General features: G+C 59.1%; 12 protein-coding genes. 9 read left to right on the top strand and 3 right to left on the bottom strand.

The annotated features are described in order from the left end of the window. Nucleotides 1–121 precede the first annotated feature (121 nt). The 6 genes from GRI69_RS15445 to GRI69_RS15475 all read left to right on the top strand — a co-directional run bounded on the left by GRI69_RS15445 (nt 122) and on the right by GRI69_RS15475 (nt 7,094). Entirely contained in the window at nt 122–1,030 is a 909-nt protein-coding gene (locus GRI69_RS15445; protein ID WP_160726971.1) for a tyrosine-type recombinase/integrase, read from the top strand. A gap of 6 nt (nt 1,031–1,036) precedes the next feature. Next, nucleotides 1,037–2,230, top strand: a complete 1,194-nt coding sequence (locus GRI69_RS15450) for an IS91 family transposase (protein WP_160726970.1) — start codon at nt 1,037–1,039, stop codon at nt 2,228–2,230. A gap of 597 nt (nt 2,231–2,827) precedes the next feature. Then, nucleotides 2,828–4,204 carry a hypothetical protein gene (locus tag GRI69_RS15460; protein ID WP_160729064.1) on the top strand — a complete coding sequence of 459 codons (1,377 nt, stop codon included), beginning with the start codon at nt 2,828–2,830 and terminating at the stop codon, nt 4,202–4,204. Next, a complete protein-coding gene (locus tag GRI69_RS15465) occupies nt 4,201–5,475 on the top strand; it encodes a serpin family protein (RefSeq protein WP_237453158.1) in 1,275 nt (424 codons plus the stop codon). Before GRI69_RS15460 ends, GRI69_RS15465 begins: the two co-directional genes overlap by 4 nt. 103 nt (nt 5,476–5,578) lie before the next feature. Further along, nucleotides 5,579–6,052, top strand: coding sequence for a hypothetical protein (locus GRI69_RS15470; protein WP_160729065.1), 474 nt, complete (start codon nt 5,579–5,581; stop codon nt 6,050–6,052). Nucleotides 6,053–6,134: 82 nt separating this feature from the next. Continuing rightward, nucleotides 6,135–7,094, top strand: coding sequence for a hypothetical protein (locus GRI69_RS15475; protein ID WP_160729066.1), 960 nt, complete (start codon nt 6,135–6,137; stop codon nt 7,092–7,094). Between the two features lie 251 nt (nt 7,095–7,345). Here GRI69_RS15475 and GRI69_RS15480 read toward each other — a convergent pair whose 3' ends face one another. Continuing rightward, entirely contained in the window at nt 7,346–7,786 is a 441-nt protein-coding gene (locus tag GRI69_RS15480; RefSeq protein ID WP_237453159.1) for a phosphatase PAP2 family protein, read from the bottom strand. A gap of 229 nt (nt 7,787–8,015) precedes the next feature. On the opposite strand from GRI69_RS15480, the gene GRI69_RS15485 reads away from it, so the two are divergent. Further along, nucleotides 8,016–8,606, top strand: coding sequence for a hypothetical protein (locus GRI69_RS15485; RefSeq protein ID WP_160729068.1), 591 nt, complete (start codon nt 8,016–8,018; stop codon nt 8,604–8,606). A 405-nt stretch (nt 8,607–9,011) separates the two neighbouring features. Continuing rightward, the gene (locus GRI69_RS15490; protein WP_160729069.1) at nt 9,012–9,404 is read left to right on the top strand and encodes a hypothetical protein; all 393 of its coding nucleotides are present in this window, start codon (nt 9,012–9,014) and stop codon (nt 9,402–9,404) included. Nucleotides 9,405–9,599: 195 nt separating this feature from the next. Here the strand turns inward: GRI69_RS15490 and GRI69_RS15495 are convergent, their stop codons facing one another. After that, on the bottom strand, nt 9,600–10,727 hold the full coding sequence (locus GRI69_RS15495; RefSeq protein ID WP_237453160.1) for a hypothetical protein: 1,128 nt from the start codon (nt 10,725–10,727) through the stop codon (nt 9,600–9,602). Between the two features lie 524 nt (nt 10,728–11,251). Here GRI69_RS15495 and GRI69_RS15920 point away from each other — a divergent pair. After that, nucleotides 11,252–12,031 carry a helix-turn-helix transcriptional regulator gene (locus tag GRI69_RS15920; protein WP_202391972.1) on the top strand — a complete coding sequence of 260 codons (780 nt, stop codon included), beginning with the start codon at nt 11,252–11,254 and terminating at the stop codon, nt 12,029–12,031. Here the strand turns inward: GRI69_RS15920 and GRI69_RS15505 are convergent. Beyond that, nucleotides 12,028–13,341 (bottom strand): tyrosine-type recombinase/integrase, encoded by a 1,314-nt coding sequence (locus GRI69_RS15505; protein WP_160728188.1) that lies wholly within the window; start codon nt 13,339–13,341, stop codon nt 12,028–12,030. The genes GRI69_RS15920 and GRI69_RS15505 overlap by 4 nt on opposite strands. Nucleotides 13,342–13,429: the final 88 nt, after the last annotated feature.

Below are 13,429 nucleotides of genomic sequence, written 5' to 3' on the forward strand. Positions count from 1 at the left end.
CGATGCACGAACCCGCTTCGCGGGATGGTTGCTTGTGGTGAGGGTGATGTAGAACGACGGGCGTAGCGTCTGGTCCGAGAGAGGCAGACGATCGTGGCTCCTTCAACCGAGGAGTCGAACGATGAACGAGATTATTCCGATTGGGCCTGTCAGCCCGCTGCGCCAGCGGCTGATCGAAGATATGACCCTGCGCCGGTTCAGCCCGGAGACGCAGCGCAACTATCTGCGCGATGTCGGGCGGTTCGCGACCTGGCTGGGGCGCTCGCCCCACACCGCGACCGCCGAGGATGTCCGGCGGTTCCAGATCGAGCAGCGGGACGCCGGCATCCCGGCGCCGACCATGAACAGCATCGTGTCGGCGCTGCGGTTCTTCTTCACTCACACGCTCGACCGTCCCGAGCTTGCCCGTAAGCTGGTCCGCACCGCGCACGCCCGCAAGATCCCGGTGGTGTTGACGCAGAGCGAGGTGAAGCGGCTGCTCGATGCGACCACCTGCCTCAAGCACCAGGCCGCGTTGTCGGTCGCCTATGGCGCGGGTCTGCGCGTCGGCGAGGTCGCGGCGCTCAAGGTGCGCGATATCGACAGCAAGCGCATGCTGCTCAGGATCGAACGCGGCAAGGGCGGGCGCTATCGCAATGCCATGCTGCCCGAAGGGTTGCTCGTGCTGCTGCGCGACTGGTGGCGCGCGGGCCGGCAGCAGGGCGTGCTCCACGCCGATGGCTGGCTCTTCCCCGGTCGAGGCGCCATGCTGCCGATCAGCACACGGCAGCTCCACCGCGTCGTCGTCGAAGCCGCCGAGGCAGCCGACATCGCCAGGCGGGTCGGACCGCACACCCTGCGGCACAGTTTTGCGACCCACCTGCTCGAGGACGGGGTCGATATCCGCGTCATCCAGGTGCTGCTCGGCCACGCCAAGCTGGGCACCACCGCGTTCTACGCCCAGGTGGCGACCAAGACGATGCGGGCGGTGGTCAGCCCGCTCGATCGGCTCGCGCTCGCGGCACCGGACAAGAAGGCGCCAAGCGGCTGAGAGCCGGTGCGCGCCTCACTCGAGGTCGCCGATGTCTTGCGTGCCGCCGGGCCAGCTTATCGGGCTACCCATGCCGGGCATCTGAGCCTGCAGCAGCTCAAGGTCATGTCGGCGATCGAGCACTGCCGCACCGCCGCGCTGGGCGGGCATGTCGAGGCCTGCACCGACTGCGGGCACTGGCGGATCGCCTACAACTCCTGCCGCAACCGGCATTGCCCCAAGTGCCAGGGCGCCGCCGCACGGACCTGGCTCGCCGCGCGCGAGGCCGACCTGCTGCCGGTCGGTTACTTCCATGTCGTGTTCACGCTGCCCGCCGAGATCGCCGAGATCGCGTTCACCAACAAGGCGCTCCTCTACGACCTGCTGTTCAAGACCGCCTCGGAGACGATGCTGACCATCGCCGCCGATCCCAGGCATCTCGGCGCCCGGATCGGCATCACCGCCGTGCTTCACACCTGGGGTTCGGCCATGACCCACCATCCGCACATCCACATGATCGTGCCGGGAGGCGGCATCGCGCTGGACGGGGAGAGATGGATATCCTCCCGCCCGGCTTTCCTCCTTCCGGTGCGAGTGCTGGGTGCACTCTTCCGCCGCCTGTTCCTCACCCGGCTGCTGGCGCTGCACGATGCCGGTAAGCTCGCCTTCTTCAGCCAGCTGGCACCTCTTGCTGACCGGCGCGCGTTGCTGCGCCACCTGTCGCCAGTGCGCAAGAAGCGCTGGGTGGTCTATGCCAAGCCGCCGTTCGCCGGTCCCGAGGCAGTGCTCGCCTATCTGTCGCGCTACACCCACCGGATCGCCATCTCGAACAGCCGTCTCCTCCGGTTCGGCGAGAGCGGCGTCACGTTCCGCTACAAGGATTATCGCCGCTCCGCGCCAGACCGTCAGCAAGTGATGACGCTCAGCGCCGACGAGTTCATCCGCCGCTTCCTGCTGCACTGCCTGCCGCGCGGGTTCCACCGCATCCGCCACTACGGCCTGCTCGCCGCCAGCACCCGCAAAGCCCATCTCGAACGCGCCCGTCAGCTGCTAGCGATCGCACCGCCGGCGACGGACGAGCCCTCCATCGAACCGCCCGATCCGCGTCCGGCATGCCCTTGCTGCGGCGGGCGCATGGTCGTCATCGAGACGTTCCAGCGCTGCCACCTGCCGCGCGGTCCGCCATACCCGATCGTCCCATCCGGCATGCCCACGCCGTGATCCGGCACGGCCCGACACCCTCGCGCCCCGCCGCAGCCACGCTTCCGGCGACAAGGACGTCTGCATATCGTCCGTCCAAGAGCGGTCGTCCCATCGCCAAAATCGGACGGACGCGCTTCCCACGGCTGCTGTGTCTCCACAAAATCGGACAGGCTGCTCTCAGGCACGTCCGCTTATCGGCACCGTCAGCAGACGCCCGGACAAACCCGAAATCAAAATCCCCATAGCTCATCGCGTGCGGCCCGCGGGTTCGGGCACCGTCGACTTTCCGACGCCTCACGGCGTCCGAAACTCTAAACGGAAGCGGAATGTCTGCTTTCAGCGCGTATCTTCAATAAGCAGACATTCTACCGAAACACTCACCTGTGGAACTGCTGGGCGAGGCTGAAAAAGTCCATGCTACGCTGATTGCGACGCAGGTTCGATTAACTCTCGAGCACCTCAAGGCGTTCAGCTCATTTGCTGCAGTGTGCCGACCCATCTATAAGAAATTTGATGACCCGATCTTGGTTGTCGTGCGTTTCTAGCGGGTTAGGTTCCTCTACGAGGTTTGAAAGCTGTAGGAACCCGATAGCGCAATAGTAGAGGATGCTGGCGATGGAGACGTCAAACCTAGTCGTTTTATTCGCGGGGTTGGCGATATCGGCTTCGCTTGGAGGATGTTCGCCTCAAACCGCGAATACCGATACTGGTGCAGCCGCCCAGCCTTTCCGAGCAGATTTCAGCGCGGAGGGATACGCTACGATACTGGATGCTCCACCCGCAGATTTTGTACCCGTAACGCCTCCAGACCCCGAACCGCGTACCGCTGACCAGGATGCTGCCGACGCCGAGTTTTTACGGGTCGCCGAATATCAAAATAGCGTGATGGACGAAGTGCAGGCGCTCGCCGAGCGGCTCAGACGAGAAGAACGGGAAAACTTCGTCAGCCTGCACTACGACAATGAAGGCGAACTCGGCGTCGTTTTCGAGTTCCTGCGCAATGGCTCCCAAACTCTACGGCGATACAGTGAAAACCCTACATTTCGCGGAGTGACCGTCCGTTGGTCAATGGAAGAACTCCAGGCTGCCGCCGACTACATGTGGGAGACATTCGGCCAAGATCGCGTCATCCAAGCGACCGGTATACGGTCGCAGGACGTCACCGCCGAAATCTCCGTGTCGGAAACCGAGTTCAATGCATTGGTAAGACGCAAGGGAGTAGCGATCCCAGAACAGGTCACATTGGTCTTCAATAGCGTGCCCCCGGTGCCGCTCGCCAATCCCCCGAAGGCAGCTGTGCGCGACGAAACACTGCCCATAACGATCGCACGGCATATCCGCATATTCCCGCGACATGATCGCCCCGCTGGTGCACTCAACTCCATCAACAGCCAAGTCAAAGTCGTGCTAAAGGATGGGTGCTTTCGCGCAGCAAGCCACGATAACGCTTTGGTCCTGTTTCCCTTCGGAGCAGACCTGTTCGTCGACAGTCAAAATTACCTCGCATTCGGTAGAGAGGAGCGACCGGGGTATGCACGCGTCGGCGAGGAGGTCGTCTTCATGGGATCTGTCCATGAGATAGACACGCCCGAGCTTGTCGATCCGATCCACAGGGCTTGCGGACCAGGCAAAGTCATAAAGGTGGAAGGACTTAGCAGCGCAGCAGCGCGCGAGCGGCAAGAAACCTTGGATTATGCCGCTAATGCGCTTCGCTCGCTGGAGAACAACTTCGGTCTAAGCCGAGCTGAGGCTCGAAGAGCTTTTGAATGGCTTGAACGTAGACAGGCTGCAGTGAAAGCAGTTGATCCCGATGGAAAGCCCGTACCACCAGTCACGGCTTCACTAATCATCATGAGCCCGCCGCCTCCTGTCATGGATGCTTCCGAGTGTCCTGCCGGATCCCAACTCGTTTCTGGGCTGTGCCGGACGCCCGAGGGTTACCTGAGGCCACTGCCCGCCTGGCTCGAGGAGTTCATGGAGCAAGACAGATGAAACGTTTTACGACTGCATGGATAGCGGCACTCATTGTCGCTGGCTGTTCCTCGGTCCAGCAGGGTACAACGCCGGCAATGCCGCCCTCGCAGGAAAGCTCCCATACAATCACTCAAGGTCAGGCAGGGCTCGCCGCAGAGATCTATCCTGAGCTTGCCAAAGCTGCAAAGCCGAACGACAATTTATTCATATCACCCCTCTCGCTGACCGAGGGTTTGGTTCTCGCCCTGGTCGGTGCGCGTGGTCAGACAGAGAGCGAGCTTCGGGCGTTGCTTGGCTGGCCTGCCGCCAGCCATCCGGAAATGCATGTTCGCGAATACGATCAGTTTCTCACGGAGACAGGAGACAAGAAGGTTCAGCTGTCCGTGGCCAACTCCATTTGGCTTTCGGACGAACTGACTTTTGAGCCAGGCTACCTCGAGGCAACGCGAGAAGCCTTGGGAGCTAGCGCGGAGAAACTCGACTTTGGTGGCGATCCGGCAGGTTCCGCTGAACGTATCAACGGGTGGGTAAGCGAGCAGACACGCGAGCGCATACCGAAGATCGTGGATGCTAGCGGCTTCAACGATTTCACTGCTGCCGTGCTGACCAATGCCGTATGGTTCAAAGCCGACTGGTCGGTGCCGTTCGAGGACGGTCACACAGACGAATTCACTCGCGGCGACGGCAGCAAGCTCGATATCTACATGATGGAGAGGATCGCGCCGATGGCCTATCGCGAAACACGGGATGGGCAGGCCGTGTCCCTGCCTTATGGCGACGACGGGCGCTTCGTGATGGAAGTGTACCTGCCAAAGGACGCCGCGACGCTGCGGCGTTGGGAAAGAAATCTCGATGCGATGTCGCTCAACACTGGAGCGCAGTCGAGCGGCGCGGAATTCGATCTTCGCGACGCGCAGGAGCAGGAAATCCTCTTACGCCTTCCTCGCTTCGAGGCGCGTTTCGATCAAAGCGTCAAAACCGCACTTATCGAAGCGGGCATCCCATGCGCATTCACAGCGGATTGCGCAGATTTCGCCGGGATGGCTCCAGGTCCGCTTAGAATCGACGATGTCGTTCACGCGACCTTCCTAAGAGTAGATGAGGAAGGCACCGAAGCGGCGGCAGCAACGGCAGTGAAGATCATCGTAACGGGCTCGCGCATGATCCCGGCTGTTCCTCAGATGATCGTAGACGGGCCCTTCCTGATGGCAATCCGTGACCGCGCAAGCGGGGCGCTTATCTTCTTTGGTCGAATTGCCGATCCGACCCCCGTCGAGAAATCGCAATGAGTCCTGCTGGAGTAGAGCGAAACATAAGGGAGGGAGCGAGCAGCGCGCTTCTAGGGGCTGCAGCGGATGGAGGACCGACTCAGATGGCCGCGAGGCTCGTGCAATGAAAAGCTGGGCCATGTTGCTCATGGCAGCAGGAATCTCAGCTTGCTCTGTGCCAGCGAAGAACACGGGAGCCTCAAATCATGTCGAAGCGAGGTTGGTGGAATTGCCGGGATGTTGCTTTTTTCGAACAACAGCAGAAGTTCGAGCAGGCGACGGTTCTGTACCTGTGGAGGGGTTCTCGCCTACGGTAATCCGTAGTGAGAATGAACACGTCACAATTTTCCCGCTATTGGGATACTACGGTTGGCTCGATGCAGAAGGTGGGGAGAGCTTACGTATCGGAGACGAGAAAGGACTTTTCGTTCCCACTGCTAATGGGAAGAAGGCCGTACTGGCGTTGGAGCGGGTTTCGAACCAAGGCATGCCTTTATCCATCGTTATCGCGACCGATTGCAGCGCATCCTGTGAGGTTTTCGACCAGGTGATCCGAACTTTTGAAACTGAACAACAGTGGCGAGTACGAGTTCCGTAAATCTACGTCGGATGATTTCCGTCGTAAGCTCGAACATAACCACCTCTGCGCTCAGGCGACATGGCTTGTTGAAGGGTTCGATATGACGAAAATTTGCGCTTTGCTTGTTGCCGGAGGCCTCGCCGTAGCAGGCTGTGAGGGCGGCAATGGGCTTGAAAAGCCGACAGTGCCGGAGGGCAAATTTCCGAGCACGGGCAACGGCCTTCCGGTGCTTCTCACCGGGAAGAAGTTAGGCAAGTTTGAGCCGGACGAGGGAAAGATTGCGGGCACGCTGGTTCGCCGGGGTCCGTGCTTGCATCTCGGTTTTAATCCGGACGAAGCGGTGATCGTGTGGGAAGAAGGCACGACGATCAGTGCCGCAGACGAGCGAGGGCTCACCATCGTGTTACCCTCCGGCTTGCGCATTGCGGAAGGCGACGTCTTGCGAGGCAGGAGTGGCAATCTTCCCTCCAACCGGCCAATCGCGGCCTTCACAAATGAAGCTGTACCGGACGAGTGCGCTACCGGCGCTGCGGTGCAGATCGACAGCGTGGAGGTGGTGAAAACCGTTCGCAAAGTCGATCTTAGCGGCCGCGAACCTCCACCTCCACCTCCTCCCCCCGCGCCATCCTTTCTTGATACAGTCAAAAATCACGACCCCTCTGGCGGCACGGTTGAGGGGGGCATTCGCGGCGTTGATGATCCGCGCGAGGCGGTGTTCATCCATTTGCTTTCCGAGATCCGCGGCGAACAGGGGCACAGAAATGCACCAGTGTGCCTGCGCGAGGTCGACGATCGGCTTTTCGCGAGCCTCTCACAGCGGTTCGACCAGCTATACCGCGCCGGCGAGTGCCGCTGGAGCGACGGCGGCGTAGTGATCCGGCGGAGCGAGAAAGGGGCCGTTTTTGTAAGCGCAAACCTTGATTGCAACGGGAAGGACCGCTGTGTGGCAGAGGGCGCGCGAGTCTACGGGAATGTAGGCGGCGAAGGCCAAGGCTATGACCTCCGGCCGGTCGAGGGCGGGTGGGAAATCAGCACCATGGGGGTTTCTTGGATGTCATAATTTTGCATGGGCATCCGTTCGGCTGTCTGGGCAGCCGCTCGTCATAGCGTCCGCAATTGCTACCGACCGACCAATAGCAGAACATCTACTCTCCACCCGTTCTTGCCTTGGGACTGATCGCGGTTGTTGCCAGAGCTGAGGGGGCCTTTTCCTACGGTTCGTTGATCACCCATTTTGCTATGACTTCGCCATGTGTTTTCGAAGCAGGCGCCGCCGTCATCTTTGGCTCGGGGATGCATCGTAGGCGGAGTCTAACGCCACGGTAAAACAACGCGCACCGCCTTCTCGGCAAGCAAACCGATAACGATCCCTGCGGCAACGTCGCCAATGTGATGCTTCCGGCAGCGCCAGCGCGCGACACCGGTGGCGAGGGCTAAAGCCTGCACTGCGACGTCACTCATAGGATGGCTCGCGGGATCGTGAACGAGCGAAGCGGCGGCTGCGGCGGCATCTGCCGTGTGTCCGGATGGGAAGCTGTTATCGTCTTCCCCATCGGGCCGCCAACGGTCAACCGCCGCTTTCGCCGTTTGCCACATCGCGCCCGCGGTCAAAGCGACCACTGCAGCACGCATTGCCGCACGTCCATCTCCACGCAGGATCGGCTTCAGAATGGCGCCGCCGATAAGTGTCCAGCGGCCAATATTGCTGGCAAGCTCGTTCCAGTCGCGCTTCTCGCATTCGTCTTGGGTCATCAACTTCAAGAAACCCCGATCGATCGGGCGGTTCCGTCAATGCTTTTTTGGTAAGCTGGAGTTTGTCTCTAGTACTTATTTAGCCCGGCATTCCAACCGGTTCGGCTTTCGAAACCTTGAGAAGATCTGCAAAAGAAATTAAGCACCGCTTGCACGATGAGAACGCTTACAAATCTATCGCCCGAAGTTGTGACACCTATCCGCGTCGCCAACCGAGCAGGGCATCAAAATGGCGTCTGAGAAAACACGTCTCGATACCCAGCAAAATACTGATCGGTTCTTAGGATGGGTGCTGGTCGCGCTGCTATTCTGCTTTGTTGCCTATCTCGTGGGCGTTTACGTATTTTGGCCGCAAGAAGAGCAGGAACTCGTCGTACACGAGCCTCTTCCGCAAGATCCTCCCAAGCCAGCCAAGCCTTTCATTTGGGGAACTCTGCCAGTTTCAAAACCTGGACCGTCATCCGACAAGGGCGAGCGGCAGTTGGGCGGGCAAAGCCCCAAGGATTCCGCGCAAGCAGAGCAGCGTTCGACGCCGCAAAAACTGCCTGGAACAAGCTCCGAAGCTGCACCCTACGCATTTTTTGCCGGACCTGAATTGGAAAAGGTAAAGGGAGAGACTGTCCGAGCTCTCAAGAGCGGTGACACGCAGATTTGGAAGACGGATGACCAGCGAGGATATGTCTTGGTGAGCACGCCGAGACATGACGGCGATCGGGAATGCCGCCAGGTCAGCTACAGTCTGTTTGAGGGTCCCCTTCAGAGCCTTTCTCCGGCATCGCAATGGTGCCGAGAAGGCAGAGGTCAGTGGTCGCCCGGATAGATGTTGCCACGCATTAGTCAGCAGCTTCAGCTTTGCAAGGAACTCGGGCAGCGAGACAGCCCGAAGGCAAGAGATGGTTGAACTGGGGCAGAGGCTATGGCGCTTCCTGACGTAAAAAGGTTGCGTCCAGCCGGTGTTCTCCATGGCAGCACCACCCCGTTCTTGCCGCTTTGGGCGCGCATCGCGGGTCCCAGGAGCGGACGGGCAGCCAGCGACGCCATTGCAGTTATCGTAGCATTGCGCGAGTTTGAGAAGTGCGCTATTTCTACGTTTTAATTCCTGGGCGATTACGATGGTTTATCGAACCATCTGAGAGTGACGTTTACGTTAGCCAACCAGCTGGCCTTTATTGCCATAGATTGGTGCTCGCATCTGACCCACAGTCGGCTACGCGGAAGGATCGCTTTGCGTACCAAGATATTTCTGAGCCTCGCATTCGCCATCAGCCTTGCATCTTGTTCGCGAGAGCAGGCGTCGGTGAACCCCTTGGAGGACGAATACTCCTTTGACCGCCATGGCGCGTCGAGCGCCGCTGACGGAACGCCCGGCCAATCCGCTCTCGAGGGCGCCGAGGGTGTTCTCGGATATGAGCAGGGTTGCCTTTTCGTCGAGCGGGAAGGCGGCCGTTCCGGTCTGGTGCTGCCGGCGAATGCTACCCTCGATGGTCGGATACTGCACTACAGGAACCTTGAACTCGAACTGGGTCAGAGAGTAGCATTCACTGGTGATCTTCTCGCGACATCCGATCGCACGGCATACGGTTGCAAGTATGACGAGTTGCTGGAAGTCGCGCCTTAGGCCGTGTTGACAAAACGGGCCCCCGAACCCGCTTAGTTCTGAAAGCGGAACAGAAGCTTCCCACCCCGTTCTTAACGCAATGATCAAGGCAAGGACGTGCCAAAAGAGGATAGGCAGTTAGATCCCTGCCAGACGTTGCGCCAGGACTGGTCAAGCCGTTTCGACCCAAACTCTGCCGATCATCTGCGGGCCCACTTACTGCAAGGCTAAGAGTAGCGTTCCCGCGGGGCCGCTCAACAGAACCTGTCCCTTTGGTGTAAGCTCGGCTCGAGTTACGCTATCCAAAGTCTTGGCCAGTCGCGCCTTCCCCAGCCCGACCCCAACAAAGCAGCTAGGGGTTTCGAACTGTGGACCCGGCTTTACCGTTATCGGCCGGCGGGTTGCCAGCGCGTTGCCGCTGTAGCTGTAATCCCATTCAAAACCCGCGCATACAGGGGCGAAAGAAATATCCGTATCTGTGATGGAGAGAACTATGCCGACCGCCTCGGACTGTGTCCGGCCATTGATTTCAACGATTCTCCATTCGCCGACCAATGCTTCCAGTATATCGATGCGCTTCAGCTTCAATATACTGCCGTCGCTGCTACGCAGTGCAACATCGTGTTGGCCAATATTGTCGATTTCCGTGACGTTATCGATTAAGGCGAATACTTCATCTACAATTGGCGGCGGCGCCTCATTGCACTCCGCTGGCCGACTTTTGGTCGAGAGCGGCGATGGGGGCGGCAGGGGATGCGCGAGACGATATGCGGCAAACCGGTTACCAACAATAGCATAATTACGCGCCTGACGTCCGCAGCCAATTGACGATCGTAGAGAATATTGATCCCCGATGAGTATATTTTTCTCATTTGGCTTAACTGCGCGCCCATCAATTTGATCGATTTGCCATCGTCCTTCTAGGCTATCTACCGCTCGAACTATTTTTCTTCCCGTTGGGATAAAAACGAGTGAATGTCGGCCGCCGCGCAACGTGACGGCCCGGCTAGGGTGGTGCTCGAACCGAGAGGCATGCTGCAGTGCATTGAGTACCTGCGGCAGGTCGTCCGGTATGCCGGGCAGGCATACAGTCATGACGCCCGACCTTTTGGGCCTCTGAAACCGGATCTCATCGCCCTCGATATCGTAATTCAAGCCGTAACCGGCGCAGGCAGGACGATAGTAGAAGGTCGTTTCCGAACCGACAAAGCCCATTGGCATAACCGGCACGCCATCCAGCATGATAAAATCCCACTCTCCAGACAGCGAAGCGCGGCGATTTTCGATCGGTTCAGGGGGCTGGCGGTCGCAAGCCGCAAGCAGGAGGCTTGAGAGAAGTGTCACCCATCTTGAGATCATAAGCTTCGTTTTCATCGCGCAAAATGGGATTTGTTGCTTCTATCGCGTCGTGGCCGATTTCTGCATGTTCCAATCTGCTCGGCCCGCGGGGTGGCGAGCAATAGTATCATCAATTCAAGAATATGGGGAATCCCAGTTCCAATCACATCGCCGCGTTATCATAGGTAACGCCTTTGAACTCACCGGGAAAGCTGCAGGAAAGGCAAAGATATCACCGCTACTTATCGCGTATGTTATATTTGCGGCTGTCCTGCATATGCTGAAGGATATCCAACCGAACTTCCGCTGATCACATCGTTCTCGCCGTTTCTGCTCGACGAGTAATCGACAATCCGGACGATCCGCTGGCGACGCCATTTTGAGTTCGCGACGATCTTTTCAAATGGAGCGATATGGAGGTAGCCGACGGTCCGCTTTTAGGATGTCCAAACGCGGCCTCTTATGTCCGGAATGGGGCGCAAAGCTGCCATTTCTTTGCTCTTGCTTCGCAGGCTGCTAACTATTCCTCGATGACCAACTCGATTTCTCCTTGGTCTCCCTATGTGGGGCGCACTTCGATGGTGTCGGCGGGGCGAAAAACGCTCACTTCGGCGTTTGCCGACCTTGTCGTTTCTCGTCAGGGGTTCCAGTCCTACGAATTACCCGATATCTTCTCTGCTCCTGTGGATGAAGGTGAGAACGACGCGGCGCGCGATCTCGTCCGGCTCGAGGCCGAGCATCTGTCTCGCATGTTTGCGAACGGCCGCCTTACCAGTTTTGCACGCCCACTGGGCGGCGGTGAGGTTACCACTATCGCATCTGAGTTTTGGGAACTCGACGATCCGTTGCCGCGCTTCGCAACCGGTGTGTTGAATCTAGAACAATGGGCTGACGAAGGTGCCGAACCAACCCATCGCATCTTCGTCGATGGTCAGCAGTTCGATGGTTGGCTCGCAAGCCTCAAGCCACTCGGACCGCTGTCCAACCGGCAGGTCGAGGAAATCGTCGACCCGCAATTGCGCGCGACAAGGTCTGTTGCCAGACGGAGCGCACAGTGTGGGTTCGGCCAAGCCGACGGGGTAGTGGATGGGCATCAGCATGAGATGTCCACCCCGCCCGGGGTCGGTCCCGAATTTCTCACGGTAAAAGAAGTCAGCACGCTTGTCGGTCGTAGCCGGTCCTCAATCTACGAGGATGAGAAGAAGGGACAATTCCCCGAGCGCGTAAAAATTGGAGCCAGTTCTCGCTGGGCGAAATCCGAAGTGCTTGCCTGGATCGCTGAACAGGCGACAAAGCGCGGCGAAGGCTAGCGTCGCTTGCGTCTGGGGCTATCGACGACCTCTTCGGGCGGTATCGCTCCTTCCATAATCATGTCAGCCCAGCGTTGGGCGAGTTCGCGGCGGCGCGGTTTGTACGCAGCGCGATTATACCGCAGTTCGCTTGCACTCATTCCCTTGGGGGTGTGCGCGAGCATCAGATCGATGATCATGCGATCGGCCAAGAGCCGCACATCGTTGCCTAGTTCCCGCTCAGCCTGTTCGTTCATGATGGTCGAGAAACTGGAGCGCCAGCCATGTGGCACGTGTCGACCCTTGTAGCCTTCGCGATTGTACAGATAGCCGATGGCATTCTCGCTGATTGGCTTGGTGCCTGAACGCGCGCCAGGAAAAGCAAATGACGAGCGTCCCGTGAGCCAGCGCACAGCGCGTAGAGCGTCGACGGCCTGCTTGGAAAGCGGGATCGGATGGCTGAAGGCTTCATCACTGCGCAGGTGGAGCTCCTGCTTGATCTTTTCCGCAGGAACCGTCCACAATGCATCGCTGCTATCGGCTTCGGGATCAGCCCAGTCGATACCAGTGATGTCATTCCATTCCATGAAGCGCACCATGCCGGGACGTTGCGCCGTAAGTGCGAGTATCCTGGCTGCCAAGCGATTAACCGGTGAAGCCCCGGCCCGATCGATATCTGTCATGAATCCTCGTATCGCTTCGACAGACAGCAAGGCCGGATAGCGCTTTGCGGGAGGCAGTGGTCTCAACGCATCATTGATTGCGGTGGCGGGGTTCTCGAGCTTCGCGCCCTCGGCATTTGCATAGCGATAGACTGCGGCAACACGCTGTTTGAGTCGCCTTGCCGTCTCGATGGCACCACGATTTTCAACCTTGCGCAGGACGGCCAGGAGCAGCGGCTTGTCGATATCGGCCAACGGCATGGAGCCAAGATCGGGAAAGATGTCACGCTCGAGGCTGGTGATGACGTCGTTAGCGTGCACAGGCTTCCAGCGTCCCAATTGAAGCGCGTGCCATTCGCGGGCCACCACTTCGAAGGACTTTGACACCCCCTCGTCCCCGACGAGACGCCCGCGTTTCACAGCATGCCGAGGGTCCCGTCCTTCGCGAAGTATCTTCTTCGCCTCGTCACGTTTTTCACGTGCTTCGGCGAGAGAGACCTCAGGATATGTGCCCAAAGTGAGCAAGCGCTCCTTCTTTTCGAACCGATATTTATAGCGCCAGCTTATGTGCCCCTTGCCTGATATGTGCAGGTGAAGTCCGCGGCTATCGGTGAGCTTGTAGGCCTTGTCCCTCGCCGCTGCCGCGCGCGCAGCCTTATCCGTCAGCATCCGATACCCCCAATCCGCACTCACGTTACCCCCAATCTACCCCCGCATGCCCTCGGCTAGGGGTAAATTGGCATGGACAACATAGGAG

The sequence above is a fragment of the Qipengyuania vulgaris genome (assembly GCF_009827325.1).
In the GTDB taxonomy this organism is placed as follows: Bacteria; Pseudomonadota; Alphaproteobacteria; order Sphingomonadales; family Sphingomonadaceae; genus Qipengyuania; species Qipengyuania vulgaris.

Bases quoted from the DNA above. Each gene is read 5' to 3' on its own strand.
- GRI69_RS15445 (WP_160726971.1), top strand. From the start codon at position 122: ATGAACGAGATTATTCCGATTGGGCCTGTCAGCCCGCTGCGCCAGCGG.
- GRI69_RS15460 (WP_160729064.1), top strand. From the start codon at position 2,828: ATGGAGACGTCAAACCTAGTCGTTTTATTCGCGGGGTTGGCGATATCG.
- GRI69_RS15465 (WP_237453158.1), top strand. From the start codon at position 4,201: ATGAAACGTTTTACGACTGCATGGATAGCGGCACTCATTGTCGCTGGC.
- GRI69_RS15470 (WP_160729065.1), top strand. From the start codon at position 5,579: ATGAAAAGCTGGGCCATGTTGCTCATGGCAGCAGGAATCTCAGCTTGC.
- GRI69_RS15475 (WP_160729066.1), top strand. From the start codon at position 6,135: ATGACGAAAATTTGCGCTTTGCTTGTTGCCGGAGGCCTCGCCGTAGCA.
- GRI69_RS15480 (WP_237453159.1), bottom strand. From the start codon at position 7,786: ATGACCCAAGACGAATGCGAGAAGCGCGACTGGAACGAGCTTGCCAGC.
- GRI69_RS15485 (WP_160729068.1), top strand. From the start codon at position 8,016: ATGGCGTCTGAGAAAACACGTCTCGATACCCAGCAAAATACTGATCGG.
- GRI69_RS15920 (WP_202391972.1), top strand. From the start codon at position 11,252: ATGACCAACTCGATTTCTCCTTGGTCTCCCTATGTGGGGCGCACTTCG.
- GRI69_RS15505 (WP_160728188.1), bottom strand. From the start codon at position 13,341: ATGCTGACGGATAAGGCTGCGCGCGCGGCAGCGGCGAGGGACAAGGCC.